13 protein-coding genes are annotated in these 16,360 nt (G+C 68.2%); 8 read left to right on the top strand and 5 right to left on the bottom strand.

The features are described 5' to 3' along the window. Positions 1–15 precede the first annotated feature (15 nt). From EDC25_RS04050 to queA, 5 genes are all read left to right on the top strand, one after another. Positions 16–1,149: a hypothetical protein gene (locus EDC25_RS04050; protein WP_123523105.1), complete on the top strand. Its 1,134-nt coding sequence runs from the start codon at positions 16–18 to the stop codon at positions 1,147–1,149. Between the two features lie 108 nt (positions 1,150–1,257). Further along, a complete protein-coding gene (gene prmB / locus EDC25_RS04045) occupies positions 1,258–2,169 on the top strand; it encodes a 50S ribosomal protein L3 N(5)-glutamine methyltransferase (RefSeq protein ID WP_123523104.1) in 912 nt (303 codons plus the stop codon). 55 nt (positions 2,170–2,224) lie between these two features. After that, on the top strand, positions 2,225–2,782 hold the full coding sequence (locus EDC25_RS04040; RefSeq protein WP_123523103.1) for a hypothetical protein: 558 nt from the start codon (positions 2,225–2,227) through the stop codon (positions 2,780–2,782). Positions 2,783–2,794: 12 nt separating this feature from the next. Continuing rightward, the gene (locus tag EDC25_RS04035) at positions 2,795–3,433 is read left to right on the top strand and encodes a hypothetical protein (protein ID WP_132577258.1); all 639 of its coding nucleotides are present in this window, start codon (positions 2,795–2,797) and stop codon (positions 3,431–3,433) included. Further along, positions 3,327–4,382 carry a tRNA preQ1(34) S-adenosylmethionine ribosyltransferase-isomerase QueA gene (gene queA / locus EDC25_RS04030; protein WP_123523192.1) on the top strand — a complete coding sequence of 352 codons (1,056 nt, stop codon included), beginning with the start codon at positions 3,327–3,329 and terminating at the stop codon, positions 4,380–4,382. Before EDC25_RS04035 ends, queA begins: the two co-directional genes overlap by 107 nt. Before the next feature lie 13 nt (positions 4,383–4,395). On the opposite strand, the gene EDC25_RS04025 is transcribed toward queA, so the two are convergent. From EDC25_RS04025 to EDC25_RS04015, 3 genes are all read right to left on the bottom strand, one after another. Continuing rightward, positions 4,396–4,926: a phosphatase PAP2 family protein gene (locus EDC25_RS04025; RefSeq protein WP_123523101.1), complete on the bottom strand. Its 531-nt coding sequence runs from the start codon at positions 4,924–4,926 to the stop codon at positions 4,396–4,398. Next, positions 4,923–6,083, bottom strand: a complete 1,161-nt coding sequence (locus tag EDC25_RS04020; RefSeq protein ID WP_240639736.1) for a glycosyltransferase family 4 protein — start codon at positions 6,081–6,083, stop codon at positions 4,923–4,925. Before EDC25_RS04020 ends, EDC25_RS04025 begins: the two co-directional genes overlap by 4 nt. A gap of 187 nt (positions 6,084–6,270) precedes the next feature. After that, on the bottom strand, positions 6,271–7,791 hold the full coding sequence (locus EDC25_RS04015) for a Ppx/GppA phosphatase family protein (RefSeq protein ID WP_123523099.1): 1,521 nt from the start codon (positions 7,789–7,791) through the stop codon (positions 6,271–6,273). A gap of 153 nt (positions 7,792–7,944) precedes the next feature. On the opposite strand from EDC25_RS04015, the gene ligA reads away from it, so the two are divergent. Then, entirely contained in the window at positions 7,945–10,341 is a 2,397-nt protein-coding gene (gene ligA, locus EDC25_RS04010; RefSeq protein WP_123523098.1) for an NAD-dependent DNA ligase LigA, read from the top strand. Further along, entirely contained in the window at positions 10,338–11,318 is a 981-nt protein-coding gene (gene epmA / locus EDC25_RS04005; RefSeq protein ID WP_164484205.1) for an EF-P lysine aminoacylase EpmA, read from the top strand. Before ligA ends, epmA begins: the two co-directional genes overlap by 4 nt. A 115-nt stretch (positions 11,319–11,433) precedes the next feature. Here epmA and EDC25_RS04000 read toward each other — a convergent pair whose 3' ends face one another. Both EDC25_RS04000 and EDC25_RS03995 read right to left on the bottom strand, forming a co-directional pair. Continuing rightward, positions 11,434–12,006, bottom strand: coding sequence for a mechanosensitive ion channel family protein (locus EDC25_RS04000; RefSeq protein WP_123523096.1), 573 nt, complete (start codon positions 12,004–12,006; stop codon positions 11,434–11,436). A 129-nt stretch (positions 12,007–12,135) separates the two neighbouring features. After that, entirely contained in the window at positions 12,136–14,085 is a 1,950-nt protein-coding gene (locus tag EDC25_RS03995) for an OPT family oligopeptide transporter (protein WP_132577257.1), read from the bottom strand. Positions 14,086–14,288: 203 nt separating this feature from the next. Between EDC25_RS03995 and EDC25_RS03990 the strand changes: the two genes are divergently transcribed. Next, positions 14,289–16,355 carry a S9 family peptidase gene (locus tag EDC25_RS03990; protein ID WP_123523095.1) on the top strand — a complete coding sequence of 689 codons (2,067 nt, stop codon included), beginning with the start codon at positions 14,289–14,291 and terminating at the stop codon, positions 16,353–16,355. Positions 16,356–16,360 lie beyond the last annotated feature (5 nt).

The following is a 16,360-nucleotide window of genomic DNA, read 5'->3' as shown; positions in this document are numbered from 1 at the left end:
GGAGTCGTTTGCCCGATGCGCTGGCTGTTCCCGGCACTGGCCTTGATGGTTTCAACGGCGGCATTCGCCGGCGCCGACACGCTGTTCGTCGGCGGTTTCCAGAACGCGGCGCTGGCCCGTGGCGGCAGCAATTTCCTCTGGTACCGGGTCGACCGGGTGCCGCCGGATGCCGCCGATCCGGTGCAGTCCTGCATCGATGCGCGTGATCCATACGGCATCCTCGCCAACTATCACCGTGCCGGCGTCCGCAATACCGTGCGGACGCAACTCCGGGCGATGCGCGACGCCGGCCAGCAGCGGATCGCCACCGGCATCGTCCACCTGCGCGCGCCGGCCGGCCAGTCGGTCGACGGACGCTACGGCGGGACGCTGATCGACTCGACCGGCGGGACGCTGCATCCGCGGATCCGCGACAACCTTGTCGCCTTCCTGCGCGACGTCTACCGCGCCGGCTTCAGCGAGCTGCTGTTCCGCTATTTCCCGCAGGGCGACAACACGCCGGTGTGGTGGACGACGTTCGACGAAAGCCTGTTCCAGGAGAACTGGCAGCTGATCCGCAGCATCGAGCCGATCCTGCAGGCCTCGGGGCTGTCCTACCGCACCGACCTGGGTGTCGAAGGCATGCCGCGGGCATGGTTCGTCGAGGCGCTGGGCCAGTACTACATCGATGACAACCGGCCGGACAATCCGGCCTGGAGCGAGTACGCACGCCGGATATGGCGCAACTACGTGGCCGAGTTCGACTACAGGCGCAGCGTCGGATTCTCGTTCGTCAGTGACAGCGACCCGGTACGAACCCGCGCACGCGTGCGCCACCTGCGCTACATCTACATGCTGGCGGACGGCAGCGTGCGCTATCCGCCGCTGTTCGCGATCGACATCTATGGCGGCGGCACGACCGACGAACGGACGATCTTCGAACGCCACCACCACGCCATGGCCGATCTTGGCCGCAACGAGCCCTGGATCGTCGCGGAGTCGTACTTCAACGATGCCGTCGCCGCCGCGGGCCTCTCCTCGGCAATGGCCACCACCGGCCGGCAGGTGCGGTACTTCCTGCAGTGGCCACTGGACCGCGGCATCGACGACTGCGGCGTGAACGTGGCGCCGCCCAACGCCTACGAGGCCTGGCTGCGGCGCGGCTTCTGATGCGGGCGGGCGTCGGGCCCGCGGCTTTGCGACTTCCGGCCGGCTCCGCGCTACCGTGGCGGAGCGGCTGGCTGTACCCTGCACACCCCCGCAAAGCAGCCCTGTTCCATGAAGACGATCCTGGATTTCATCCGCTTCGGCGCCAGCGAGTTCGGTCGCGCCGGCCTGAGTTTCGGCCATTCCTACGACAACGCGCTGGACGAGGCCACGCAACTGGTGCTGCACGCGCTGCATCTGCCGCATGACCTGTCGCCGGTGTACGGCGCCGCGCGCCTGACCAAGGAGGAGCAGGAGGAGATCCGCGCCCTGTTCCGCCGTCGCATCGGGGAACGTATCCCGGCCTGCTACCTCACCGGGGAAGCCTGGTTCGCCGGCCTGTGCTTCTCCACCGACTCGCGTGCGCTGGTGCCGCGGTCACCGATCGCCGAGCTGGTCGAGTCGGGCTTCTCGCCCTGGATCGACCACATCGATGTCGGTTCCGCGCTCGACATGTGCACCGGCAGCGGCTGCATCGGCATCGCCATGGCCGTGTACAACCCCGGCTGGAGCGTCGATTGCGTCGATCTCTCGCAGGAGGCGCTGACCCTGGCCGCGGAGAACGTCGAGCGCTTCGAAGTGGCCGACCGCGTGCGTCTGGTGCAGTCCGACCTGTTCGCCAGCCTCGGCGGTCGCCGCTACGACCTCATCGTCAGCAATCCGCCGTATGTCACGCACGCCGAGTACGCGGCCATGCCCGCCGAATACGCGCACGAGCCGCAGCTGGGCCTGACTTCCGGTGACGATGGCCTGGACCTGACGCTGCGCATGCTCGACGAGGCGGCCAACCACCTCAACGGGCAGGGCGTACTGATCGTCGAAGTCGGCGAGTCGCAGCGCGCGCTGGAGACGCTGCTGCCGGACGTGCCTTTCGCCTGGGTCGAGTTCAAGGTCGGCCAGATGGGCGTATTCGTCCTGCAGCGCGAGGACCTGGTCGAACACGCCGGAGCCATCGCCGCCGCGCGCGCCGCCCGCACAACGTGAACTTTTCGGGGGCGCGACGATCCCTCTGGACTCGTCCAGAAGGGATACGCTGGGGATGTTCAACAGGAAGTGGGTGCGGGGCCTGGTCATTATCCCGGTCACACTGGCCGCCTATCTTGCAGGCAGCCGGTTTCCCGCCGGTCTTCCTTCCGATTACGCCGTGGCGTCCCCGGACGCCGAGGCCAGCGCAGTGACCAGGCTCGAGCCGGACCCCGCCGACGCCGCCGTTGGACACGTCCGCGCGTTGTCGGCAACGCCGACGGTCACGCCCAACGATGTCGTGGCATCCAGGTCGAGCGACCTGCCTGCGGCCGATGTGCCGGTCCTGCAGCTCATCGAACAGCTGGAACCGCGCGCCCGGCGCGGAGATGCCCGGGCGGCCTGCCGCCTCGGCGTCGAACTGCTGCGCTGTCGCAATCACAGCCAGCAGGAGAACATCCAGAACCTGCTCCGGTCCGCTGTACAGCAGCGCCGGGGCGAAATCTCCGATTTCGAATTGGACCTGCTCGCCAAGATGGAGGATCGCCAGCTGGCATCCAGGCGTCGCTGCGAAGGGATCGGACCTGAGCACTGGCGTCGTGCCGTCGAACATCAGCGCATCGCCGCAGAGTGAGGCGATGCACGCGTGCGGCTCTGGTATGTCGCCGAGCCTGCCCTGGATCCTTCGTTTTTTCTCGACGATCTGGAGGAATGGGCGCGCTATCGAGCCGTGGCGCGACGCTATCTGGATGAAGCGTTGCAGTCAGGGTTGCCCGAAGCCCCGGCTGTGCTCGCGCGCGTGCACCTCCCGACCGATGCGCTGACTGCGCAGGCGACGGTCATGCGCGAACCCGATGCGTTCCGGCACTTCGTCTACGCTGAACTGGACCGACTTCTGAATCCGGATGAAGGGCGGGCCGAACCGCCGCCGGCAGGCTGGTTCGACCCGGCGCTGAAACCGGGCCCGGATATCGATATGGTGGCGGTCCACGCCGAGGCCGAGCGGCTGCGCCTTGCCTGGTCTGCAGGGCATCAGCCCGGTCCCCGGATGCCGGATTCTCCGGTGACCCGTCCCACGGGAGCGATCCCGAAAAGGTCTGTGCGGGAATCGGCGACAATTGACACGCTGGCCTTCGCACGAGCGGATGGCCGATTCCGAATTCGCAAGGCCATCCGACGTGAAACGCAGCGACTTCCATTACGAACTGCCGCCCGAACTGATCGCACAGGCGCCGCTGCCACGGCGCAGCGATTCGCGCCTGCTGCACCTGCCGGCCTCCGGTAACCTCGAGGATCGCCGGATCGGCGACCTGCCGTCGCTGCTGCGCGCGGGTGACCTGCTTGTGTTCAACGACACGCGTGTGCTGCCGGCACGCCTGGATGCGCGGAAGCGCACCGGCGGACGCGCCGAGATCCTCATCGAGCGCGTACTCGGCCCGTTCGACGTCAAGGCGATGCTGGGCGTGAGCAAGAAGCCGCGCAGCGGTGATCGCCTGGCGCTGGCGGACGGCAGTGGCGTCGAAGTGCTCGGGCGCGACGGCGCCTTCTTCCTGCTGCGTTTCGATGCCGACCTGCCGCTGGCGCAGCGGTTGGAAAGGCTGGGGCGGATGCCGTTGCCGCCGTACATCGACCGTCCCGTCGACGAGGCCGACGCGCAGCGCTACCAGACGGTGTTCGCGCGCGAACCCGGCGCCGTCGCCGCGCCCACCGCCGGACTGCATTTCGACCAGGAACTGCTCGACACGCTGGCCGCGCAGGGCGTCGAGTCCGGCAACGTCACGCTGCATGTCGGTGCCGGCACCTTCCAGCCGGTGCGCGCGGATGACATCCGCGAACACCGCATGCACAGCGAGTGGATCAACGTCGGCGCCGGTCTGTGCGCGCAGATCCGCCAGGCGCGCGCGCGCGGTGGACGCGTTGTCGCCATCGGGACCACGGTGATGCGGGCGCTGGAAAGCGCGCGACAGGGCGGTGACGAAGTGCTGCCCTACACCGGCGAGACGGCGATCTTCATCTATCCCGGTTACCGTTTCGCCAGCGCCGACCTGCTGCTGACGAATTTCCACCTGCCGGAATCGACGCTGCTGATGCTGGTCAGCGCCTATGCCGGTCGAGAGCGTGTTTTCGCCGCCTATCGGCACGCCGTGGCCGAACGCTACCGCTTCTTCTCCTATGGCGACGCGATGCTGGTGGAAAAGGCGGAGATGCCAACGCAGCCGCAGCCGCAGTCGTAAAGGCGGCGGCCTTTCAGAACAGCGCCAGCGAAGCTAAGGCGACGAGGGCGCCGATCACCGCCGCGGCCAGCACGTCGCTGGGGTAGTGCACGCCGAGGATCACGCGCGACGCGGCCACAAGCAGCGAGAACGGCACCAGCAGCCAGCCCAGTCGCGGGTAGTAGGCCATGGTCATCAGCGTGAAGCAGGTGGCATGCAGCGTATGCCCGGAGGGAAAGCTGAACTCATCCAGCGGTCGCACGCGTGCGACGATCACCGCATGGCGCCGGTACGGACGCTGCCTGCGGACCAGGTGCTTCATGCCGCGATAAAGACCGGCCACGAACAGCGCAGTCAGGCCGATATGCGCGGCGGCCCGAAAACCGGGATAGCCGCCGAACAAGGCAAGCGTGGCGAGCAGCCCGTACCAGATCCATCCGTCACCGAGCCGGCTGGCCGCGCGGAACAGCCGCAGTACGGGCCGGTGCACGCCGAGCCGGTTCAGCGCCAGGGTCAGGCGCAGCTCGGCACCTTGCGGCTCCGGAACGTGGGTGGGCAGGCTCATGCCGTGCTCCGCGCCTGCAGGTCGCGGGCGAGGGCAACGAAACGCTCCGCAAGCCCTTCGGGGTCCAGGCCTTGCAGTGAGGTGCGCGCGGCGGCACCGATGCGCCGGCGCAGTCCGCTGTCGCCGGCCAGTTCGACCGCGGCGGCGATGAAGGCCGCCTCGTCGGCGCAGGGCACGGCGCGGCCCAGCCCTGGATCGACGATGTGTTCATGCGCTGCGCCATAGTCGAAGGCCACCGTGGCGACACCGCTGGCCATCGCTTCCAGCGTCACGTTGCCGAAGGTTTCGGTCAGGCTGGGAAACAGGAACAGGTCGCCGCTGGCGTAGTGGCGCGACAGGTCTTCACCCAGCTGCAGGCCGCTGAACACGAAGTCCGGATGCGCGCGCGACAGCCCGGCACGCGCCGGTCCGTCGCCGACGAGTATGAAACGGGCACGCGGCTGCCGCGCGGCGATTTCCTCGAAGGCGCGGACCGCCAGCGCGAGGTTCTTCTCGGCGGCGATGCGGCCGACATACATCACCGCAAGGTCGTCGTCGTCCAGGCCCCACTGGCGACGCAGGCCGGCATCGCGCCAAACCGGATCGAAGCGTCGCACATCGACGGCGCGCCGCAGTACCTGCACGTTGCGGAAACCCTTGCCGGACAGGACATCGCGCAGCTGCGCCGTGGGCACCAGCGTGGCCTGGGCCTGGTTGTGGAAGCGCCGCAGCCAGGCGAACGCCACAGGCGTCAGCAAACGCAGGCCGTAGTGGCCCAAGTAGTCGTCGAAGCGCGTGTGGAATCCGGTGGCGACGGGAATGCGAAGACGTCGTGCGACGCGCACCGCCGCCCAGCCGAGCGGGCCTTCGGTGGCCGCATAGATCACGTCAGGGCGGTTCTTGCGCCACTGACCGGCGAGACGTCCGGTGACCGGCAGGCCGAAGCGCAGGCCGGGATAGCGGGGCAGGGCGGCGCCGGGCACCAGCAGTTCGTCGAATCCGGTGCCCGCGTCGCCGGCGGACCGCGGCTGCCGGGGACGCAGCAGCGACACCGCGTGGCCCTGCGCCGCCAGCGAGTGCGCCAGCGTCCGCAGCGTCAGGGCGACGCCATTGATCTCCGGCGGATAGGTCTCGGTGACCAGGCAGATGTGAAGGCGGGCGCTGTCGTTTTGCGGCACGCTTGAAGCCTCGGAATTCCTTGTCGCCATGGTGCCGTTTCGGAATGGCGCGGCTGCCGGGGCAGCGGTGCCTGGCGGAATCGTGCGGTCCGGCGCGGGTGCGACACGACCGGTTCGCAAGGCCGGCGACATGCCCGTACGTTACACCGAATCGACTGCCCGCCGCGATCCGGTCACACCGCCGCGGTCAGCAAGGCTCCAGCTTGTATCCCAGCGGCTTCAGGTACTTGCGCTCCTGCGCCAGGTCCATGGCGGTGAGCGGGTGTGCATCCAGCCAGTCCTTCGACAGGCCAAGCGCCAGCACCGCCCCGTCCTGGCCCAGCCGCAGCGCGGGCAGCGTCTCACTGCTGTGCGGACGGTGCAGCAGAGCCGCCAGGCGCAGCAGCACGATCAGGTGGGTCACCGGCTGGTGCAGGCGCGCCGGCAGCGAGCGCAGCGCCTGCAGCGCGACCTGCCGGCGATGGCAGCGGACGAGGATGGACAGGATCTGCTGCTCGCCACGGGTGAAGCCGGGCAGGTCGGAATGCGCCAGCAGATAGGCGCCGTGGACGTGATGCTGGCTGTGTGCGATCGCCAGGCCGACCTCGTGCACGCGCGCGGCCCAGGCCAGCCAGTCGGCTTCGACGTCGCCCAGTGACCACTGGCTGGCGATCTGGTCGAACAGATGGAAGGCGGTATCCTCGACACGCGCCGCCTGCGCGGCATCGACGCTGAACCGTCGCGCCAGCGCGGCAATGCTGGCTTCGCGCGGGTCGCGATGCTGCGCACGGCCAAGCAGGTCGTTGAGCACGCCTTCGCGCATCGCCGTTTCGCTGAACTCCATCTGCGTGATGCCCAGCACCTGGAAGGCGGCATCGAGGATCACCAGGCCCCCGGGCAGCACCTGTCGCCGTTCCGCGCCAAGGCCAGGCAGGTCGATGTCGTCGATGCGCCCGGCCTGCAGGACGCGGTCGCGCATGCGCGCCAGTGCCTGCGCCGACAGTCCGCGATCGCACCAGCCGGCTTCATGCGCGATGCGCAGCATGGCCTTGACGCTGCCCGACGAGCCGATGACCTCGCCCCAGCCGCGCTGCACGTAGTCGGCGGCGAACTGCTGCAGTTCCGCGCCGACCTCGGTGACGGCCTGCTTCCAGCGTTTCGCCCCCAGCCGGCCGTCGCCGAAGAAGCGCAGCGTCGTCGCCACGCAGCCGACCTGGACGCTTTCGGTTTCCAGCGCCTGGTCGCGCTCGCCGATGATGAATTCCGTCGAGCCCCCACCGATGTCGATGACAAGACGCCGGCGTCCGCTCTCGTGCACGCTCTGGATCACGCCCTGGTAGATCAGCCGCGCTTCCTCGCGACCGGACACCACCTCGATGCTGTGGCCCAGCGCCGCTTCGGCGGCCTGGTGGAATTCCTGCGGCGCACGCATGCGCCGGAACGTGTGCGTGGCGACGGCCCGCAGCCGTTCGGCGGGAATCGCCTTCAGGCGTTGACCGAAACGCGACAGGCAGTCCAGTGCCGCCTTGCGCTTCTCGGGCATCAGGTCACCGGTCGCCGTCAGGCCGGCGGCCAGGCGCACGCTTTCGCGCAGCTGGTCGACGACATGCAGCTGCTCCAGCGAATAGCGGGCGACGACCAGCCGGAAACTGTTCGATCCGAGGTCGACGGCAGCCAGCAGGTCGCCATCCTTGATGGCAGCGCGGTTGCCGGTCGAACGGTGTGGCATGGTGGATTCCTGTCGCGGGTGCGCGCAGTTTAGCGGGGGTCTGTGATGCCGCCATGGACAGTTGTGAGGCCTGGCGCACGAAAGCGGCGACACAACTGTGCCGGTTTGCCGCATGCACTGCCGGATCCGGGCCCGAGTCGCCATACTTGGCGGATGGCCGAAACGTACGATCCGGGCGAGCGGATCGAAGCGCTGCGAGCGCAGATCCGCGAGCACAACTACCGCTACCACGTCCTCGATGCGCCGGTGATTCCCGACGCCGAGTACGACCGTCTCCTGCGCGAGCTGGAGGCGCTGGAAGCGCAGCATCCGCGCTTTGCCAGCGATGATTCGCCGACGCGCCAGGTGGGTGCGCGTGGCCGCAGCGGATTCGCCCAGGTCACGCACGCGCTGCCGATGCTGTCGCTGGCCAACGCCTTCGACGATACCGAAGCCGGCGACGATGCCAGGCGCTTCCGCGAGGTCGCCGATTTCGTGCGCCGCATCGTCACCACCACAGGCGACGCCGAACCGCGTTTTTCCGTCGAACCCAAGCTGGATGGCCTGGCGATCAGCCTGCGCTACGAGGATGGCCGCTTCGTACAGGGCGCGACCCGCGGCGATGGCGAGACCGGCGAGGACGTCACCGCCAACCTGCGCACGGTGAAGGCGATTCCCCTGCGCCTGCGTGGCGAGGCCTGGCCTCGCGTGCTGGAAGTGCGCGGCGAGGTGTACATGCGTCGCGCCGATTTCCTCGCCTTCAACGAACGCGCGCTGGCCAACGGCGAGCGCACGCTGGCGAATCCGCGCAATGGTGCCGCCGGTTCGCTGCGGCAGCTCGATCCGGCGGTGACGGCGACGCGGCCGCTGAGTTTCTACGCCTATGGCGTGGGCGTGGTGGAAGGCCTGGAGCTGCCGGCGCTGCATTCGCAGACCCTGCAATGGCTGCGCGAACTGGGACTGCCGGTTTCGCCGGAAGTTGATGTCGCCAGCGGACTGGACGGACTGGTCGCCTATTACCGGCGGATCGGATCTCTGCGCGATGCGCTGCCCTATGACATCGACGGCGTGGTGTACAAGCTCGACCGCTACGACCAGCAGCGGCAGATGGGCTTCGTCGCCCGCGCGCCGCGTTGGGCGCTGGCGCACAAGTACCCGGCGCAGGAACAGAGCACCGTGGTCGAGGCCATCGATATCCAGATCGGCCGGACCGGCGCCGCCACGCCGGTGGCCCGCCTGCGTCCGGTCGCCGTTGCCGGCGTCACCGTCACCAACGCGACGCTGCACAACGCCGACCAGATCGCGCGCCTGGACGTGCGCGTGGGCGACAGCGTGATCGTGCGCCGTGCCGGCGATGTCATCCCCGAAGTGGTGCAGGTGATCGCCGAGCGCCGCCCGGAGGGCGCGCAGCCCTGGACCATGCCGGCGAACTGTCCGGTCTGCGATTCGGCGCTGGTGCGCGCCGAGGGCGAGGCGGCATGGCGCTGTTCGGGCGGCCTGTTCTGTCCGGCGCAACGCAAGGAGGCCGTGCGGCACTTCGCATCCCGTCGGGCCATGGACATCGAAGGCCTGGGTGACCGCTTCATCGAAAGCCTGGTCGAGTTCGACTACGTGCGCACGCCGGCCGATCTCTACGCACTGGCCGTCGATGATTTCATCGCCATGAAGCGGCGCGCCGACGAGCGCGACGGCACGGTGCCGCAGACCGTGCGCCAGGGCAAGGTCGCCAGCAAGTGGGCGGAAAACCTGGTCGCCGCCATCGACGCGACGCGGATGGCGCGCCTGGACCGATTCCTGTTCGCGCTCGGCATCCTCCAGATCGGCGAGGAAACCGCCAAGGCGCTGGCGCGTGCGTTCGGTGATTTCGGCCGCATCGCCAGCGCCGATCCCCTGCTGCTGCTGGCCGTACCGGAAGTCGGACCCAAGGTCGCGCAATCGGTGGCGGCGTTCTTCGCGCAGCCGCACAACCATGAAGTCATCGACGCGCTGTTCGCACGCGGCGTGGTGATCGGCGACCGTCGTGCACCGGATGCGTCTTTCGTGCGTGCACTCGACAACGCCTTCCTGCTGGAAGCGGCGAAGCGCCTCGGCGCGCCGCTGGAAGGCGTCGGCCCGGAATCGCTGAAGGCCATCGCCCAGGCGGCCACGGGGTTCGCGGCCTTGCGCGACGGCGACAGTGGGCAGCTTGCCGCGCAGTCGGGCCAGACCGTGGCCAAGGTCGAAGCCGTCCGCGAGCTGCTGTCCGATCCACACTGGGCGCCGCGCCTGTTCGCCGCCGAGGCCGCGGCGCAAGAGCTCGCCGAAGGCATCGACGCGGAGGCGGGGGGCGCGGACTTGCCGTTACAAGGCCGGACCGTCGTGCTCACCGGCACTTTGTCCTCCATGGGCCGTGATGCGGCCAAGGCGAAGCTGGAAGCACTGGGCGCCAAGGTCGCCGGCAGCGTCTCGAAAAACACCGCTTTCGTGGTCGCCGGCGAGGCTGCCGGCTCAAAGCTCGACAAGGCGCAGTCGCTGGGCATCGAGGTCCTCGACGAAGCCGCCTTCCTGCAACTGCTCGAACGTCATGGATGACAACCCGGATGGATGACAACCGCGACCGCGTACTGCGACTGCGGGCACGCCTGTATGCACTGATACGCGCCTTCTTCGCCGAGCGCGCCGTCCTCGAGGTGGATACGCCGATCCTCGGCCAGGCCGGCGTGACCGACGTGAACATCGAAAGTTTCGATACCGGCTTCACAGGGCCGGCGAACGGCGGCGTGCGCCAGCGTTTCCTGCGCACCTCGCCGGAGTACTGGCACAAGCGGCTGATCGCCGAAGGCATCGGCGACTGCTACGAGCTGGGCAAGGTGTTCCGCAACGGGGAGTTCGGCCGGCGCCACAACCCCGAGTTCACCCTGCTCGAGTGGTATCGCGTCGGCTGGGACCATCACCGCCTCATGGACGAAGTCGAGGCGCTGGTCCGCACCGCCTTCGCCTTCGGCGGACGCACCACCGGCAACAGCGAGCGCGTCACCTACCGCGAGCTGTTCAAGCGCCACCTCGCCATCGATCCCCTGCGGGCATCCGATGACGAGCTGCGCCAGCTCACCGCGACGTTCTGGGTCGACGCCAACCGCCTGGACCGCGACACCTGCCTGGACGTACTGCTCACGCATCGCATCGAGCCGGCGCTGCCGCCGACCGGGCTCACCTTCGTCTACGACTATCCGGCCAGCCAGGCGGTGCTGTCGCGGATCCGCAAGGAACCGGATGGTTACAAGGTCGGCGAGCGTTTCGAGTTGTATGCCGGCCAGGTCGAACTGGCCAACGGATTCCATGAACTCACCGATGCCGGCGAACAGCTTGCGCGCTTCGAGCAGGACAACCGGCAGCGTGCCGCGCGCGGCCTGCCGGTGATGCCGATCGACGCCCGTTTCCTGGCGGCGCTGGAAGACGGACTGCCCGGGTGTGCCGGGGTCGCACTCGGCATCGATCGCCTGCTGATGGCCATCGTCGAAACCGACGACATCCGCGACGTCCTCGCGTTCTCGTTCCCCGACGCCTGAGCCGCGTGCCGGTCGCGGTGATGCCGCGACCGTCGCCGCCGGGCGTGCGGCTGCGCCGTGGTACCCGTAGGCCGATCGGTCATGGCGCTCCGCCGCCAGGACAACCGCCGTGTGCCTACTGGATGGTTGGTTCCGGTGCCGGCGCGGTGCCCGGCGGCCAGCGGCGGATGGTGCGCTGGAAGAAGAGGTTGTTCGGGACGCGCAGCGTGGTGCCGGCTTCTCCGTCCTCGCGCAGTGTCGTATAGACCATGTTGATGTCGATGACTTCGCCCTTCAGCCCGGGCTTCTCGCCGTTTTCCAGCAGTTCGACGCGGTCATGCAGGCGGAACGGCCGCGTGGTGATGATCAGGAGCGTGCAGAACAGGTTCGACAGCACGCTCCAGGCGGCGAAGAAGGCGACCGCGCCGACCGCCGCGAAACCCGTGAACGCCGTCCACAGCACCGTGCCCGAAACGCCAAGCAACTGCAGGATCAGCAGCAGTGCGGCGACATTGATGACGAAACCGCCCAGGCGCTTCGGCGCCATCACCATCGCCGCCGGCATCTGGTAGCGCCGACCGGCCTCGTCGATGACACGCCGCAGGATGCGCTTGAGCAGCCAGGCCGCAAGCAGGACGAGGATCGTGAGGACCAGTGGCAGCAACTCGTGCAGCCAGTTCTGCAGCCACTGGGGCAGGCGTTCGATCATGTCGGGGTTGCGTCGGTCATTGGAACAGCGGCCCGCAGGCGGGAAGGTGCATGGCATGCGGCATCGAGGAAAGGCCACCCATGCGCGGGGCGCCTGAAGGCGCCCCGCGCAGGTCCTGCCATCGCCGGATCAGTGCTCCGGGCGCGCCTTGGTGGCGCTGCGATACAGCAGCCATGCCACCACTGCCAGCATCACCAGGCCCAGCCACTTGCCCAGCTGCATGCTGGGCGGCAGGGCAAGCACGTCGGCGCTTTCGGCGACGACGATCGGAATGGCGATGAAGATGCCCATCAGCGCCTCGCCGGTGATCAGGCCGGCGGCGAACAGCATGCCCATGCGATGCACCTTGTCGCGCGCTTCCTCGTCGTTGCCGACGTGAGCGCGACGCTCGACGAAGTGCGCCAGCAGGCCACCGAGGAAGATCGGCACCATCAGCTCGATCGGCAGGTAGATGCCGATGGCGCAGGCCAGCACCGGTACGCGGAAGGAGGAGCCGCGCGCCTTCAGCCAGCTGTCCAGCGCGATGATGGCGGCACCGATGGCGGCGCCGATGCCGATGGTGTTCCAGGGCAGGTCGCCACCGAACATGCCGCGCGCCACCGACGCCATCAGGTTGGCCTGCGGCGCCAGCAATGGATTCGGATGCGATTCGGTCGGCACGCCGATGCCGTAGGCTTGCGCCAGCAGGTTCAGCACCGGCGCCATGACCAGCGCGCTGGAGATCGCGCCGATGGCGAGCATGACCTGCTGTTTCCAGGGCGTGGCGCCGACGATGTAACCGCACTTCAGGTCCTGCAGGTTGTCACCGCCGATGCAGGCCGCACAGCAGACGACGGCGCCGATCATGATCGCCGCGACCGGGCCGATCTCGGCATCCGGTCCGAGCAGCACGACCAGCACGCCGGCCGAGAACAGGATGGTGGCGATGGTGATGCCCGACACCGGGTTGTTCGACGAGCCGACGAGGCCGGCCATGTAGGCAGACACGGACACAAACAGGAAGCCGGCGACGATCATGATGATGGTCATGGGCACGCTGACGCCCCAGTTGCCGACGATGGCCTGGTACAGCGCCAGCAGGGGCAGGGTGAAGAGCACCAGGCCGATCAGGATGGCCTTCATCGGCAGGTCGCGCTCGGTATGCGCGATGTTGGCATTGGCGCCGGCACGGGCGACGGCGAGACCGGTCCTGATGCCGGAGAACAGCGACTTGCGCAGCGAGATCAGGGTCCAGACTCCGCCGACGAGCATGGCGCCGACGCCGAGGTAGCGCACTTCACGCGACCAGATCACGCCGGCCGCGCATTCGGCGTCGCCGGTGCCGATCGCACCGCAGGCGCCGGTGATGGCGGCCAGCAGGTCGGGATTGCTTTCGGCGAACATGCTGTACAGCGGAATCGCGATGTTCCAGCCGATGACGCCGCCGGCAAGGACGACGATGCCGATGTTCAGTCCGACGATGTAGCCGACGCCGAGCAGGGCCGGCGACAGGTTGGTGCCCGCATAGGCGATGCCCTTGCCGAGCCAGACGGCGCCGGCGGCGGTATCGGAGATCAGCCGCAGGCCGCTGGCGGCCGCCAGCTTCATGAAGCCGCCGAGGAGCGCGGCGCCGGCGAGGATCTTCACGCCCTGGGCCGGGTTCTCACCGGTCTTCAGTACTTCCGCCGCCGCCTTGCCCTCCGGGAACGCCAGGCCCTGGTCGACGATCAGGGAGCGGCGCAGCGGCACCGAGAACAGCACGCCGAGCAGGCCGCCGAGGCCGGCGATGGCCAGCACCCAGCTGTATTTGAATTCGGTCCAGTAGCCCAGGATGATCAGCGCGGGAATGGTGAAGATCACGCCGGAGGCGATCGAGGAACCCGCCGAGGCGCCGGTCTGGACGATGTTGTTTTCGAGGATGGTGCCGCCCCCCAGGGCGCGCAGAACGGCCATCGACACCACGGCCGCCGGGATCGCCGACGCGATGGTCATGCCTGCGAAGAGGCCGAGGTAGGTATTGGCGGCGGCCAGGATCACGGCCAGGACAATGGCCAGGATGACGGCACGTGCAGTGAGCTGCGGTAAGGCTTCGGCGCGCATCGGAAATTCCATGCAGTGGGGTCGACTTCGGGAGCGATCGACCATGCGATGGCCGGCCTCCCATCCGGTCGGCGCGCCGCATTCCTTGGCCGGCAACGCCAGCGCGGACCGTAGCGCAATTCGCCGTGATTGTCGCGCCCGTGCCGGCGCCAACGGCCGGCTGCTACCATCGCCCGACCGTATTGCCGTCCTGGAGTCCTCCCATGCGCGCATTGACTGCCGCCGTGTTGTGTTCCCTTGTCGCCGTGCCCGCACTGGCCGACACCCGCGGATTCGATGTCCGCGACCTGGTCACCCTGGAACGCGTGTCCGACCCACAGGTTTCCCCGGACGGCACGCTGCTGGTCTATGCCGTGCGCGAGACCGACCTGGAGAACAACAAGGGCGTCAACAGCCTGTGGCTGCGTCGCCTTGACCGCCGCGACGACGAGGCGGTCCGCCTGACGCCGGCCGGCGAAAGCTGGTCCAGCGCGCGTTTCGCGGGTGACGGCCGGCTCTATGCGGTGTCCGGCAAGTCCGGCTCGGCGCAGGTATGGCGCCTGCCGCTGGACGGCAGCGAGGCCGAGCAGGTGACCAGCTATCCGCTCGGCATCGGTGCCTATGGACTGAGCCGCGACGGTCGCAGGATCGCCGTGTCGATGGACATGTTCCTCGACTGCGCCGACATTGCCTGCACGGTGCAGCGCAACGAGGCGCGTGCCTCGGAGAAGGCCAGCGGCCACGTCTATGACAGTCTGTTCGTGCGTCACTGGGACACCTGGAAGGACGGCACGCGCTCGCAGCTGTTCGTCGCCGACATCGGTCGCGACGGCAAGGCCGGCACGCCGGTCTGGGTCAGCAAGGGCCTGAACGGCGACACGCCCTCCAAGCCCTTCGGCGGCGATGGCGACTTCACCTTCAGCGCCGATGGCAGCAGCGTGTTCTTCGTGCTGCGCGACGTCGATGCCGCGCTGGAGCCGCTGTCCACCAACCTCGACATCTGGCAGGCGCCGGTGGACGGCAGTCGTCGTCCGGTGAACCTGACCGACGACAACGACGCCAGCGACAGCACGCCGGTGGTGTCGCCGGACGGCAGGACGCTGGCCTACCTGGCGATGTCGCGGCCTAAATACGAGGCCGACCGCCAGCGCATCCTGCTGCGCGACCTCGCCAGCGGCGAAACCCGCGAGCTGGCCGCCGACTGGGATCGTTCGGCGGGTTCGCTGGCGTTCTCGCCCGATGGCAAGACGCTGTATGTCACCGCTGACGAGCTTGGCCAGCATCGCCTGTTCGCCATCGACATCGCCAAGGGCACGGTGCGCGCGCTCAATGACGTCGGCTATGTCGGCGCGGTCGCCGTCGGCGCCAGGGACCTGGTCTATGTCTATGACGACCTGACCACGCCGGCCGACCTGTTCCGCATGGACCTGCAGGGCGGCAACGTGCAGCCGCTGACGCAGCTCAACCGCGAGCGCCTGCAGGATGTCGCCTTCGGAGCCTATGAGCAGTTCAGCTTCTACGGTGCCAATGACGCCACGGTGTACGGTCATGTCGTCAAGCCGTGGAACTACGAGCAGGGCAAGCGCTATCCGGTCGCCTTCATCATCCATGGCGGCCCGCAGGGCTCGATGGGCAACCACTGGCATTACCGCTGGAATCCGCAGACCTACACCGGCGCCGGCTTCGCTGCCGTGTTCATCGACTTCCACGGTTCCACCGGCTATGGCCAGGCGTTCACCGATGCCATCCGCACCGACTGGGGCGGCAAGCCGCTGGTCGACCTGCAGAAGGGGCTGGCCACCGCGCTCGCCAAGTACGACTGGCTGGATGGCGACAAGGTCTGCGCGCTGGGTGCATCCTACGGTGGCTACATGATCAACTGGATCGCCGGCAACTGGCCGGATGCCTTCCAGTGCCTGGTCAACCACAGCGGCATCTTCGACGCGCGCACCATGTACTACGCCACCGAGGAATTGTGGTTCGACGAATGGGAGCACGGCGGTCGCCCGTACTACGAGACGCCGGAGGTCTACGAGCAGTTCAATCCCGCCAACCACGTCGCCAAGTGGCGCGTGCCGATGCTCGTGGTGCACGGCGATCTCGATTTCCGCGTGCCGCTGGAGCAGGGCATCAGCACCTTCACGGCGCTGCAGCGCAAGGGCATTCCCAGCCGCTTCCTGCGCTTCCCGGACGAGAACCACTGGATCCTCAAGCCGGCCAACTCCATCCTCTGGCACGACACCGTCAACGCCTGGCTGACGCAGTGGCTGGTCGAGAAGCCGGCTCGGTGAAGTTA

Source organism: Pseudofulvimonas gallinarii, assembly GCF_004343305.1.
GTDB lineage: Bacteria > Pseudomonadota > Gammaproteobacteria > Xanthomonadales > UBA2363 > Pseudofulvimonas > Pseudofulvimonas gallinarii.
This window is presented reverse-complemented; position numbering and strand designations above follow the sequence as displayed.